This is a genomic window from Paraburkholderia phosphatilytica (assembly GCF_003443895.1).
Classification (GTDB): domain Bacteria; phylum Pseudomonadota; class Gammaproteobacteria; order Burkholderiales; family Burkholderiaceae; genus Paraburkholderia; species Paraburkholderia phosphatilytica.
The window spans coordinates 20141-33144 of record NZ_QQOA01000016.1; the positions used below are offsets into that span (position 1 = coordinate 20141).

The 13004-nt window shown below is 67.2% G+C and carries 11 protein-coding genes; all 11 read left to right on the top strand.

Going from position 1 to position 13004, the window contains the following annotated elements:
* The first annotated feature begins 57 nt into the window (after positions 1-57).
* The 11 genes from DVS29_RS18275 to DVS29_RS18325 all read left to right on the top strand — a co-directional run bounded on the left by DVS29_RS18275 (position 58) and on the right by DVS29_RS18325 (position 12992).
* On the top strand, positions 58-1023 hold the full coding sequence (locus tag DVS29_RS18275) for a CheR family methyltransferase (RefSeq protein WP_118181895.1): 966 nt from the start codon (positions 58-60) through the stop codon (positions 1021-1023).
* Entirely contained in the window at positions 1020-1850 is an 831-nt protein-coding gene (gene cheD / locus DVS29_RS18280) for a chemoreceptor glutamine deamidase CheD (RefSeq protein WP_118181896.1), read from the top strand. The genes DVS29_RS18275 and cheD overlap by 4 nt, the downstream gene beginning before the upstream one ends.
* Before the next feature lie 5 nt (positions 1851-1855).
* On the top strand, positions 1856-2947 hold the full coding sequence (locus DVS29_RS18285) for a protein-glutamate methylesterase/protein-glutamine glutaminase (RefSeq protein ID WP_164707942.1): 1092 nt from the start codon (positions 1856-1858) through the stop codon (positions 2945-2947).
* A gap of 136 nt (positions 2948-3083) precedes the next feature.
* Complete coding sequence (gene cheY / locus DVS29_RS18290; protein WP_118182015.1) at positions 3084-3479, top strand: chemotaxis response regulator CheY; 396 nt, start codon at positions 3084-3086, stop codon at positions 3477-3479.
* 1 nt (position 3480) lies between these two features.
* Positions 3481-4224, top strand: a complete 744-nt coding sequence (cheZ, locus tag DVS29_RS18295) for a protein phosphatase CheZ (protein ID WP_420816126.1) — start codon at positions 3481-3483, stop codon at positions 4222-4224.
* A 198-nt stretch (positions 4225-4422) separates the two neighbouring features.
* A complete protein-coding gene (locus DVS29_RS18300) occupies positions 4423-4968 on the top strand; it encodes a DUF2844 domain-containing protein (protein ID WP_240655677.1) in 546 nt (181 codons plus the stop codon).
* A 21-nt stretch (positions 4969-4989) separates the two neighbouring features.
* Positions 4990-6285, top strand: a complete 1296-nt coding sequence (locus tag DVS29_RS18305) for a DUF3443 family protein (RefSeq protein ID WP_118181898.1) — start codon at positions 4990-4992, stop codon at positions 6283-6285.
* Between the two features lie 207 nt (positions 6286-6492).
* Positions 6493-7698, top strand: coding sequence for a flagellar biosynthesis protein FlhB (flhB, locus tag DVS29_RS18310; RefSeq protein ID WP_118181899.1), 1206 nt, complete (start codon positions 6493-6495; stop codon positions 7696-7698).
* Positions 7695-9797, top strand: a complete 2103-nt coding sequence (gene flhA / locus DVS29_RS18315) for a flagellar biosynthesis protein FlhA (RefSeq protein ID WP_118181900.1) — start codon at positions 7695-7697, stop codon at positions 9795-9797. Before flhB ends, flhA begins: the two co-directional genes overlap by 4 nt.
* A 350-nt stretch (positions 9798-10147) precedes the next feature.
* Positions 10148-12130 (top strand): flagellar biosynthesis GTPase FlhF, encoded by a 1983-nt coding sequence (gene flhF / locus DVS29_RS18320; RefSeq protein WP_118181901.1) that lies wholly within the window; start codon positions 10148-10150, stop codon positions 12128-12130.
* Entirely contained in the window at positions 12123-12992 is an 870-nt protein-coding gene (locus DVS29_RS18325) for a MinD/ParA family ATP-binding protein (RefSeq protein WP_118181902.1), read from the top strand. The genes flhF and DVS29_RS18325 overlap by 8 nt, the downstream gene beginning before the upstream one ends.
* The last annotated feature ends 12 nt before the right edge of the window (positions 12993-13004 follow it).

Sequence of the window (13004 nt, forward strand, 5' to 3'; positions counted from 1 at the left end):
TCCGTCGCACCATGACCACGATGTGCGCGGCGTTTCGCGACGCTGGCAGGGAGCATCTTGATGGCAACGCGCGCACAGCAGCGGCCCGAACGGGCCGCCGAGCCCCCCCGGATCATGGGTGATGCGGGCCGCGATTTCGACTTCACGTCGGCGGATTTCTCGCGCATCCGCGAGCTGATTCACCGCAACGCCGGCATCTCGCTGTCGGACCACAAGCGCGACATGGCGTACAGCCGGCTCGCGCGGCGCCTCCGCGCACGCGGCCTCGACAGCTTTCGCGACTATCTCGACCTGCTCGAAGCCGAGAACGATCCGGCCGAGTGGGAAGCGTTCACCAACGCGCTCACGACGAACCTGACCGCGTTCTTCCGCGAAGCGCATCACTTCCCGATCCTTGCGAACTTCGTCACGAAGCGTCCGCAGCCGGTGTCGGTGTGGTGCTCGGCGGCGTCGACGGGCGAAGAGCCGTACTCGATCGCGATGACGCTGATCGAAGCGCTCGGCGATCACGCCGCGCGTCAGGCAACCGTGCTCGCGACCGACATCGACACGCAGGTACTCGCGAAGTGCGACGCCGGCGTCTACCAGATGGATCAGGTGAAGCATCTGTCGCAGGAGCGGCTCAAGCGCTTCTTCCTGAAGGGCACCGGCTCGCACGCCGGGCTCGTGAAGGTGCGGCCGGAACTGCGCGCGATGATCCGCTTCGAGCGGCTGAATCTCACCGACCGCGACTACGGTCTGCGCCAGCAGTTCGACGCGATCTTCTGTCGCAACGTGATGATCTACTTCGACAAGCCGACCCAGGCGCAGGTGCTGTCGCGCTTTGAGCCGCTGGTGAAGTCGGGCGGCCTGCTGTTCGCCGGGCATTCGGAAAACTTCACGTACGTGACGCAGGCGTTCCGGTTGCGCGGCCAGACCGTATACGAGCTGACGCGCGACGTCGGCGCGCCGGCCAGCGCCGGCCGTGCGACTGCTGTCGCGCGCATCGCCAACGCAGGTGCGACGAGCGAGGTGAGCGCATGAGTTCCCGTCTGCCGATCGCGAACAATCTGTACTACGACAACCACTTCCAGCGCCCCGGCGTGAAGCTGCTGCCGAACGAGTTCTACACGACGGGCGAGGACATGGTGCTCGTCACGGTGCTGGGCTCGTGCGTCGCCGCGTGCATCCAGGATCGCACGGCGGGCATCGGCGGGATGAATCACTTCATGCTGCCCGACGACGGCGCCGATGTCGGCCAGGCGGCGTCGGACTCGATGCGCTACGGCGCGTACGCGATGGAAGTGCTGATCAACGAGCTGATCAAGGCGGGCGGCCGCCGCGAGCGCTTCGAAGCGAAGGTGTTTGGCGGCGGCGCCGTGCTCGCCGGCATGACGACGATCAATATCGGCGACCGCAACTCGGAGTTCGTGCGCCGCTACCTCGCGCTCGAAAAGATCCGCATCGTCGCCGAAGACCTGCAGGGCGCGCATCCGCGCAAGGTCGCGTTCATGCCGCGCACCGGTCAGGCGATGGTGAAGAAGCTGCGGCTGCAACAGGAAACCGATGTCGCCGAGCGCGAACAGGCGCTCGCGCGGCAGACCGCCGAAGCGCGCGCCGAACGCCTCGCGCGCGCGAAGGAGCGGGTCGAGCTGTTCGCTGCCGGTACAACGAAGCCGCGCGTCGAGTTGTTCGGCAGTGCGCCGGCCGGTGCGGGCACAACGAAGCCGCGCATCGAACTGTTCGGCGCGGGCAGCACCGCGTCGAAACCCGCTGCGACGGGCGCCGCGAAGCCGCGCATCGAACTGTTCGGCTCGTCGACGCCCCGTGCAACCGATTCAAACAACGCCCGGACTGTAGAGGAGGCGTGACCGCTGTGCAAAAGATCAAGGTTCTGTGCGTCGACGACTCGGCGCTGATTCGCAGCCTGATGACCGAGATCATCAACGGCCAGCCGGACATGGCCGTCGTCGCCACCGCGCCCGACCCGCTCGTCGCGCGCGAACTCATCAAGCAGCACAACCCCGATGTGCTCACGCTCGACGTCGAAATGCCGCGCATGGACGGCCTCGACTTCCTCGAAAAGCTGATGCGCCTGCGGCCGATGCCGGTCGTGATGGTGTCGTCGCTGACGGAGCGCGGCTCGGAAATCACGTTGCGCGCGCTCGAACTGGGCGCGGTCGATTTCGTGACGAAGCCGCGCGTCGGCATTCGCGACGGCATGCTGGAGTACGCGGAGAAGCTCGCCGACAAGGTTCGCGCCGCGGCCCGCGCGCGCGTGCGCCAGGCTGCGACCGCGCACGCGCCGGCAGCGGGCGCGCATGGTACGGCACATGCTCACCCAGCCGTGCCCGCGCCGCTCATCAACAATCCGCTCATCAGTACGGAGAAGCTGATCATCATCGGCGCGTCGACGGGCGGCACCGAAGCGATCCGCGAGGTGCTCGTGCCGCTGCCGCCGGATGCGCCGGCTGTGATGATCGCGCAGCACATGCCGCCCGGATTCACAAAATCTTTTGCACAACGGCTTAATGGTTTGTGCCGGATTACCGTTAAAGAGGCTGAGCACGGCGAGCGGGTGCTGCCGGGTCACGCGTATATCGCGCCGGGTCATGCTCACCTGCTGCTCGCCCGCAGCGGCGCGAACTACATCGCGCATCTGTCGGACGAGCCGCCGGTGAACCGGCATCGGCCGTCGGTTGACGTGCTGTTCCGCTCGGCGGCGCAGCACGCGGGCAAGAACGCGGTCGGCGTGATCCTGACGGGCATGGGACGCGACGGCGCGGCAGGATTGCTGGATATGCGCAACGCGGGCGCGTACACGCTCGCGCAGGACGAAGCGAGCTGTGTCGTGTTCGGCATGCCGCGCGAGGCGATCGCGCTCGGCGGAGCGGACGAGGTTGCGTCGCTCGCCGAGATGAGCCAGCGCGTGATGGCGCGGCTCGCGAATCGCGTGCAGCGCGTGTGAAGCACGTATGAAGCGCGGCGCGCAGCCGGCCGGCGGGCCGGCGCGAATCGCGGCCGGGTCGCAGGTGACCGGCAAGGGCTAAAGGAACGGACCACTCGCGCCGTAAGGCCGGCTACGGGTAATCAAGAGGGAAATGATGGACAAGGGAATGAAGATTCTGGTGGTGGACGACTTTCCGACGATGCGCCGGATCGTCCGCAACCTGTTGAAAGAGCTCGGTTACAGCAACGTCGACGAGGCGGAAGACGGCGCGGCCGGCCTTGCGCGTCTGCGCGGCGGCGGCTTCGATTTCGTGATTTCGGACTGGAACATGCCGAATCTCGACGGTCTCGCGATGCTGAAGGAAATCCGCGCCGACGCGACGCTGACGCACCTGCCGGTGCTGATGGTCACGGCCGAGTCGAAGAAGGAAAACATCATCGCGGCGGCGCAGGCCGGCGCGAGCGGTTACGTCGTGAAGCCGTTCACGGCCGCGACGCTCGACGAGAAGCTGAACAAGATTCTCGAGAAGATGGCCAAAGCGGGGAGCTGACATGGACCAGATGACTCCCGAACAGGCAGCAGCGGCGGCCGAGCTCGAGGCATGGGCAGCCGAGATGGACGCCGCCACTTCCGCCGCGGTGGCGGAAGTCGACCCTTCCGACCGCATCCTGGCCCGCATCGGCCACCTGACCCGCACGCTGCGCGATTCGATGCGCGAGCTCGGGCTCGACAAGCACGTCGAGAAGGCGGCTGAAGCGGTGCCCGACGCGCGCGATCGTCTCAAGTACGTCGCCGAGATGACGGAACAGGCCGCCGACCGCGTGCTGAACGCGATCGAAGTGGCGAAGCCGATCCAGGAAAGCCTGCAGCAGCAGGCGGGCGAACTCGACGCGCGCTGGGCGCAGTGGTACGAAGCGCCGATCGAGCGCGCCGAAGTGCGCACGCTGATGAGCGACACGCGCGCGTTCCTCGGCCGCATGCCGGAAGCGACCACGGCGACCAACCAGCAACTGCTCGAAATCATGCTGGCGCAGGATTTCCAGGATCTGACCGGCCAGGTCATCAAGAAGATCATGGACGTCGTGCACCTGATCGAGCAGCAGCTGCTCGGCGTGCTGGTCGAGAACATCGCGCCGGAGCGCCGCGAGCAGTTCGCCGCGAACGCGGCCGCGCTCGCGACGTCGACGCCGCCGGAAACGCTGATGAACGGTCCGCAGATCAATCCGGAAGGCAAATCGGACGTGATGCAGGACCAGGGCGAAGTCGACGATCTGCTGGCAAGTCTGGGCTTCTGACCCCGCGCGCCGGTCGCGAAAATCGCGACCGCGTCATCCAGGGCAGGCATACTACGGGTTCAATCAACGCGATTTCGTAGCGCCTGCCGGCCCCGAAAGGTGCCCGTCAGTCGGTCTGAACATCGCACCCAGACTGGATTGCGGACACCCGCGCTCCGTACCGCGGAGCCGGCGTCCCCGATCGGGAGGAGCCTGGTAATGTCGAGTCGTCACCTGCATCGCATGCATGCGGGCCGGTTGATCCAACGCGCATTGACTGTGTCGTCTGGAGCGGCCCTGCTGTTCACTGTGTTCTCATCGCCCGCACACGCGGAACTCGGCGGCAGCCCGATCACGCCGCCGGCGGGCGCCACCGTTTCCTCATCGCAGGCCGTCTCGCATGCGGCCAGCACGACGGGTACGTCCGCTGCTTCGTCTTCCTCTGGATCCACCTACACCGTCCGGACGATCACGCTCGGGAGCGGCACCGTCGTGCGCGAATACGTGTCGCAGGCGGGCGTCGTGTTCGGCGTCGCATGGGATGGCCCGCAGATGCCGCCGCTCAGTTCGCTGCTCGGCAGCAGCAACTTCTCGACCTATGTGGCCGGCGTGCAGGCCGCGCACAAGCTGCGCGGCCGCGGGCCCGGCGACGTGAGCCAGGACGGCCTCGTCGTGCATTCGGGCGGTCACATGGGCGCGTTCAGCGGTCAGGCGTGGCTGCAGCAGGCGCTGCCGTCCGGGGTCAGCACCTCGGACATCCAGTAACCCATCGAACAGGAGACTACAGTGCGATTCACAGCGAACCTGTCCGGATGGATCAAGGCTTTCGGCGTCGTGCTCGTCGCATCGGCGCTTGCCGCATGCGGCGGCGGAGGCGGCAGCAGCAGTAGTAGCAGTTCGGGCTCGTCGAGCAGTTCCAGCACGACGACGTCCGCCAACCCCAATGAAACGCCGACCTCGTCGTCGGCTTCGAACACCGCGGCGATCGCCGTCAACACGGGCGTCGCGAACGTCGCGAATATCCCGACCGTCAGCGTGACGGTATGCGCGCCGGGTACCTCGACGTGCCAGACCGTCAACAACGTGCAGGTCGACACCGCTTCGTTCGGTCTGCGCATCGTCAATACGGCGCTCAATTCGACCATGCTGTCGGCGCTGGCCACCGTCACGCCGACGTCGGGCAGCGGCGAACTCGTCGAGTGCACGCAGTTCGCGGACGGCTACACGTGGGGCAGCGTGCGCAAGGCCACGGTGCAGATTTCCGGTGAAACGGCGAGCAACATCAACATGCAGGTGATCGGCGACCTGTCGAGCAGCACCGTGCCGTCGTCGTGCTCGAGCGCGGGTACGGACGAAAGCACGGCGAGCCAGCTCGGCGCGAACGGCATTCTCGGCATCGGCGTCGCGCCGTTCGACTGCGGCTCGGCCTGCGCGAGTTCGGCCGCGAACAGCAACTACTACGCGTGTCCGTCGTCCACCAGCACGAGCTGCACGCAGACGGCCGTCGCGGCCACCACGGCGGGCGGGCAGGTCCAGAACCCGGTGCCGAACTTCTCGACGGACAACAACGGTGTGATTGTCGAGATGGCGTCCGTGGGGTCGGGCGGGGCTGCCACAGGGTCGGGCACATTGGTATTCGGCATCGGCACGCAGTCGAACAACACGCTCAGTTCGTCCGCGACCAGGTTCCTGACCTCGTCATGGGGCGACCTGAACAACAGCACGTTCAACAGTACGAAGGTGGCGGCGTTCTTCGACAGCGGCTCGAACGGCCTGTTCCTCACCGATAGCGCGCTTGCGCAGTGCGGCGGCAGCTACGTGGGCTTCTACTGTCCGAGCTCGACGACGACCTTGAACGCGACCGTGCAGGGTGCGTCGACCACGTCGTCGACGATCACCTTCAACATCGCCAACGCCGAGACGCTCTACAACAGCGGCAACTACGCGTTCAACGACCTTGGCGGCACGAACGGCAGTTCGACGAGCCTCGACATGGGTCTGCCGTTCTTCTACGGCCGGTACATGTACTACGGCATCGACCAGACGGCGTCCGGCGGCCAGTCGCCTTACGTCGCGTTCTGACGCTGCAGATGTAAAACGGATAGCCGGCGCCGCCCGGCTATCCGGCCCCCTTTCCCCGTTTTCCCCGCCTCACCCCCGTTTCCCCACCGGTAAAACACCGAAATGCCCCGGTTTCCCTCCGCTTATCGTCAGATAACGGGTTGCGCCCAGCAGGAATAATCGCTCTCACTGGAAAAGGGCATCCCGCCCGGACCCGCGGAGAGCCGAGTGGCAGAAGACAACGACGATCGCACCGAATCAGCCACCCCCCGGCGCCTGCAGAAGGCGCGCGAGGAGGGGCAGGTTGCGCGTTCGCGGGAGCTCGCGTCGTTCGCGCTGCTGTCGGCGGGCTTTTTCGGCGCATGGGGCCTGTCCGGCATGATCGGCACCCATCTGCAGGAAATGCTGCGCAACGCGTTCACGTTCAACCACGCCACCGCCTTCGAAACCAGCAAGATGCTGGAGGGCGCGGGCGCCGCGAGCACGGAAGGCTTTTACGCGCTCCTGCCTGTGCTCGCGCTGACGGGCCTCGCCGCGCTGCTCGCGCCGATGGCGCTCGGCGGCTGGCTCCTGTCGACCAACGCGCTGCAACCCAAATTCGACCGGCTGAACCCGATCACCGGGCTTGGCCGCATCTTCTCGATCAACGGCCCGATCCAGCTCGGCATGTCGATCGTGAAGACGCTCGTGATCGGCGTGATCGGCGGCTCGGCGGTGTGGAACCGCCGCGAGGACGTGCTCGCGCTCGCCACCCAGCCGCTCAACGTCGCGCTCGCGAACACCGCGCATCTGGTCGGCGTGTGCTGCGGGATGACGGTGGCCGGCTTCTTCGTGATCGCCGCGCTGGACGTGCCTTACCAGCTGTACACGTTCCACAAGAAGCTGCGCATGACGAAGGAAGAAGTGAAGCGCGAGCACAAGGAAAACGAAGGCGACCCGCACGTGAAGGGCAAGATCCGCCAGGCGCAGCGCGCGGCCGCGCGCCGCCGGATGATGGCGCAGGTGCCGAAGGCGGACGTCGTCGTGACGAACCCGACGCACTTCGCGGTCGCGCTGCAGTACACGGACGGCGCGACGGGCGCGCCGAAGGTGGTCGCGAAGGGTATCAACCTGGTCGCGGCGCGGATTCGCGAGATCGCGGCCGAGCACAACGTGCCGCTGCTCGAGGCGCCGCCGCTCGCGCGTGCGCTGTATCACAACGTGGAGCTGGAGCGGGAGATTCCGGGATCGCTGTACGGCGCAGTCGCCGAAGTGCTCGCCTGGGTCTACCAGCTTCGCCGCTTCAACGCCGGCAACGGCGACAGGCCGGTCAAGCCGACCGATCTCGACGTGCCGCCGGGCATGGACAAGGGCAGCCCGAGTGAGGAAGAGGAGGCGCAGGAAGCCGCCGACACCTTCGCTGCCGACGATGACACCACTGGAGTATCTGCATGAACGCCCGAGCCGCAGGCGGCCTCTTCGCGAGGCGCCCTGAAGCCCTGAACGGAACGAACCTGCGCGCGCTCGCGGGCCCGATCCTGATCGTCATGATCCTCGGCATGATGATCCTGCCGTTGCCGCCGTTCCTGCTGGATCTGCTGTTCACCTTCAACATCGCGCTGTCGGTGATGGTGCTGCTCGTCAGCATGTACACGATGAAGCCGCTCGACTTCGCCGCGTTCCCGAGCGTGCTGCTGTTCTCCACGCTGCTGCGGCTGTCGCTGAACGTCGCGTCGACCCGGGTCGTGCTGCTCGAAGGCCATAGCGGGCCGGGCGCGGCGGGTCAGGTGATCGAGTCGTTCGGTCACTTCCTCGTCGGCGGCAACTTCGCGGTCGGTATCGTGGTGTTCATCATTCTGATGGTGATCAACTTCATGGTGATCACGAAGGGTGCGGGCCGGATCGCCGAAGTGTCGGCGCGCTTCACCCTCGACGCGATGCCCGGCAAGCAGATGGCGATCGACGCCGACCTGAACGCCGGCCTCATCAACGAGGAAGGCGCCCGCAAGCGCCGCTCGGAAGTCTCGCAGGAAGCCGAGTTCTACGGTTCGATGGACGGTGCGAGCAAGTTCGTGCGCGGCGACGCGATCGCGGGCTTGCTGATCATGGTGATCAACATCATCGGCGGGCTGATCGTCGGGGTCGTGCAGCACGGCATGGATTTCGCCGACGCCGGCAAGACCTACACGCTCCTCACCATCGGTGACGGCCTGGTCGCGCAGATCCCTTCGCTCGTGATCTCGACGGCGGCGGGCGTGATCGTGTCGCGCGTCGCGACCAACGAGGACATCGGCACGCAGCTCACCGGCCAGCTGTTCGCGAACCCGCGCGTGCTGATGATCACGGGCTCGATCCTCTGCCTGATGGGCATGATTCCCGGCATGCCGCACTTCGCCTTCCTGCTGCTCGGCGGCGGCGCGATCCAGTGGAGCCGTGTGGCGAAGAAGCGCGCGGCGGAGAAGAAGACCAGCACGGCGCTCGCCGAAGCGGCCCCGGCCGCGGCGACGCCGGTCGAGAACGCGGAAGCGAGCTGGGACGACGTGACGCTGATCGACGCGCTGAGCCTCGAAGTGGGCTACCGCCTGATCCCGCTCGTCGACAAGAATTCGGACGGCGAACTGCTGAAGCGGATCAAGAGCATCCGCAAGAAATTCGCGCAGGAAATCGGCTTCCTGCCGCCGGTCGTGCATATCCGCGACAACCTCGAACTGCGCCCGAACGCTTACCGGATCGCGCTGAAGGGCGTCGAAGTGGGCAGCGGCGAGGCGTTCCCGGGCCAATGGCTCGCGATCAATCCGGGCCAGGTGACGGCGGCGCTGCCCGGCGCGCCGACCACCGATCCGGCGTTCGGCCTGCCGGCGATCTGGATCGACACGTCGATGCGCGAGCAGGCGCAGGTGTACGGCTACACGGTGGTGGATTCGAGCACCGTCGTCGCGACGCACCTGAACCACCTCGTCGTCACGCATGCGTCCGAGCTGCTCGGCCGTCCGGAAGTGCAGGCGCTCGTCGAACGGATGGCGAAGGACACGCCGTCGCTCGTCGAGGAAATCGTGCCGAAGGCGGTGCCGTTCACGACCCTGCAGAAGATCCTGCAGAACCTGCTGGACGAAGCGGTGCCGATCCGCGACATGCGCTCGATCCTCGAATCGATCGCCGAACATGCGCCGCGCATGACCGACGCGCACGATCTGACGGCCGCAGTGCGGCTTTCGCTCGGCCGCGCGATCACGCAGCAGTGGTTCCCCGGCAGCGGCGAAATGCAGGTGATGGGACTGGACGCCGGGCTCGAACGCGTGCTGTCGCAGGCGCTCACGACGGGACCGAACCCGGGCCTCGAACCGGGCCTCGCGCAGACGCTGCTCGGCGAGACCCAGAAGGCGATGCTGCGCCAGCAGAACCTCGGGCTGTCGCCGGTGTTGCTGGTCCAGCACGCGCTGCGGCCGATGCTCGCCCGTTTCCTGCGACGCAGCCTGCCGCAGCTGAAGGTGCTGTCGTACGCCGAAGTGCCGGATACGCGCACGATCAAGGTCGCGAACCTGATCGGCGGTTGATGCGGGGCAGGCGGGTTCTCCGCCGCCCGGTCAACCGTCTTGCCGGCGTGACACATTGCGTTGCGCGCGCCGGCACCCTCCTGAATCTCCCCATCTCCCCAAATCGCCTGCTCCTGAGGGTGTCGGTCACCCAAACGTTTGCGCGCAACCGCCGCGCGGACCCTTTTCGGAAAGTCTTTCCGGGCGCCTTAAGCGCCGCTCGGCGAATCGAGCGAATTACCCGGTTTTCCTGCCGCTGATCTCCCGATAGTCCCAGGTCATCTTTCGAAATAATCATCATCAACGAAGCGTCTCTTCCGTCAGCAATCGGAAGCGGCGCCACCAGTGATCGGAAATCCTCGGGAGCCAGCTTGAACATTCGTAAATTTATCGGAGCCACCAGCCGTGACGCGCTGCGCCTCGTACGCGAAGCGCTTGGTCACGACGCGGTCGTTCTCTCGAATCGCTCGCTCGAAGATGGTTCGGTCGAAATCGTTGCACTGGCCGATCGCGATCTCGCTTCCCTGAAGCCCGGCGCCGGCCAGCGTCCGGCCGCGCAAGGCGCAGCTGCTGCGCCCGCCGCTCCCGCTGTCGCCCGTATGAGCGCGCCGGCCGGCGGTGCGAACCCGTATTCGAGCGGTCTGCCGGATGTGTTCTCGTCGGTGTTTGGCGCGAGCCCGGAAGCCGGCACGACGGCCGCCGCGGATGACGCCTCGCGCGACGCCGCCGGCCGCCGCGCACCGCGCTACGCTGCTGCCGACCTGCACGACGATCTGGAAGACGACGCGCAGGACGACGCCACCGAACTCGCGAGCCTGCGTGCCGCCGCCGCGCCGAAGCACGACGCCGCCGCGCGCACGATGGCTGAATCGAACCCCTGGCTGATCGAACATGCCCGCCGCCTCGCCGACAAGCAGCGTGCGCAGGCCGCGCACAGCGCGCCGCGTGGCGCGATGACGGCATCCGCCGCGATGGCGCGTGGTCTCGGCATGCCGGTCGACGTACCGGCGCCGGCCCCGGAAGCCGCCGCGCCCGCGATGCCCGCCTCGGTGGCATCGGCGCCGTCGATTGCGTCGCTCGTCGCCGCGCATGCGCCGCAGCAGAGTGCCGCAGCGCCGGCTCATGTGCCTGCGCAGGCGCCGGTTCAACATGCCGCACCCATTGCGCCGAAGGCCGCCGCGACGACCGCGCTGCCGGGCGCATCCGAATGGACCCGCGAAGCCGCCCAGCTTGCCGCCGCGCGCCGCGCAGCACCGCAGGCGCCGGCCGCTCCGCAGCCCGCCGCAACCGCCGCGAACGCGGCGCGCCTTGCCGCCGAGCAGACCGCGAGCGCCGCCGCCCAGGTGACCGAAGCCGTGAAAGCGCGCGTCGAGCAGCTCGTCAACGAAACCGTGATGAGCGAACTCGCGTCGATGCGCGAAATGATGGAAGAGCACTTCGCCGGCCTGATGTGGGCCGACCGCCAGCGCCGCACGCCGGCGCACGCAGCGGTGACGAAGCACCTGTTCTCGCAGGGCTTCTCGGCGCAGCTCGTGAAGATGATGGTCGACAACCTGCCGGACGTGGACAGCTTCGACGCCGGCATCGAGTGGGTGAAGTCGGTCCTCGCGACCAACCTGCCGGTGATCGACAACGAAGACGAACTGATGGAACGCGGCGGCGTGTTCGCGCTGACGGGCCCGACGGGCGTCGGCAAGACCACCACCACCGCGAAGCTTGCCGCGCGCTGCGTGATGCGCTTCGGCGCGAGCAAGGTCGCGCTGCTGACGACGGACAGCTACCGTATCGGCGGCCACGAGCAGCTGCGCATCTTCGGCAAGATTCTCGGCGTGTCGGTGCATGCGGTGAAGGACGCGGCGGATCTCCAGCTCGCGCTCGCCGAACTGCGCAACAAGCACATCGTGCTGATCGACACGATCGGCATGAGCCAGCGCGACCGTCAGGTGTCCGACCAGATCGCGATGCTGTGCGGCGCCGGCCTGCCGGTGCAGCGCCTGCTGCTGCTGAACGCGACGACCCATGGCGACACGCTGAACGAAGTCGTGCAGGCGTACACGGGCAACGGCGGCCAGCCGCTCGCCGGCTGCATCCTGACCAAGCTCGACGAAGCGACCAACCTCGGCTCCGTGCTCGACACGGTGATCCGCTACCGCCTGCGCGTGCATTACGTGTCGACCGGCCAGAAGGTGCCCGAGAACCTGTACGTCGCGACGAAGAATTTCCTGATCAAGAGCGCGTTCTGCATTCCGCGCGAAAACTCGCCGTTCGTTCCGACTGAGGACGACACGCCGGCGCTGCTGTCCGCGCTGTCGAGCCGTGCCACCGCTGAAACGCACGAGGTGCGCTTTGGATAAGTTCCTCGGAGACCAGGCCGAAGGCCTGCGCCGTCTGCTGGCCCATCACGGCTCGCGCGTGATCGCGGTGATCGGCGGTTCGCGCCGCGTCGGCGGTACGACGACGGTCGTGAACCTCGCGGCCGCGCTCGCGGAGCTTGGCCGGGACGTGATCGTCGTCGACGAGCACACCGGTCCGGGATCGGTGAGCAGCATGCTGGGCGCGACGCGCGGCGCGGGCAACTTCGCGGCGCTGATCTACGGCCAGCTGACGCTCAATGAAGCGCTTTCGCGTCATCCGCTCGGCTTCGGCGTGCTCACGGCTTCGCCGGCGAACCGCGCGGGCCTGCCGATGGAAGCGTTCGACTGCGTGTTCGACGGCCAGGCCGATGTCGTGCTGATCGACGCCGAACTCGACCGTCACGGCGCGCTGTCTCCGCTCGCGCTGCATGCGCACGACGTCGTCGTCGTGACGCGTGCCGCCGCCCAGGAGATCACCGATACGTATGCGGCGCTGAAGCGTCTGCACTACACGCATGCGATCCCGCGCTTCTGGGTGCTCGCGAACCAGGTGCACAGCGCCACGGACGCGAAGGTCGCATTCGAAAATCTCGCGGGCGTCGCGAGCCGCTATCTCGCGGTCGCCCTTCATGATGCGGGCAGCGTCAGCGCGGATCCGCGCATGGCGCGCGCCACTGAACTGGCGCGCTGTGTCGTCGATGCTTTTCCGTCGACGCCGGCCGCCAGGGATTTCCGGCAGCTCGCTGCCGAATTGCAGTACTGGCCGATGCGGCCAGCGATGTCGTCGCGCGGGCAGTGGATGCCTGCTGCGACCGTGCCAGCGGCCAGCCAGGCCACCCAACCGTCTGCGGAACACGCCTGAGGCGTGGCCGAC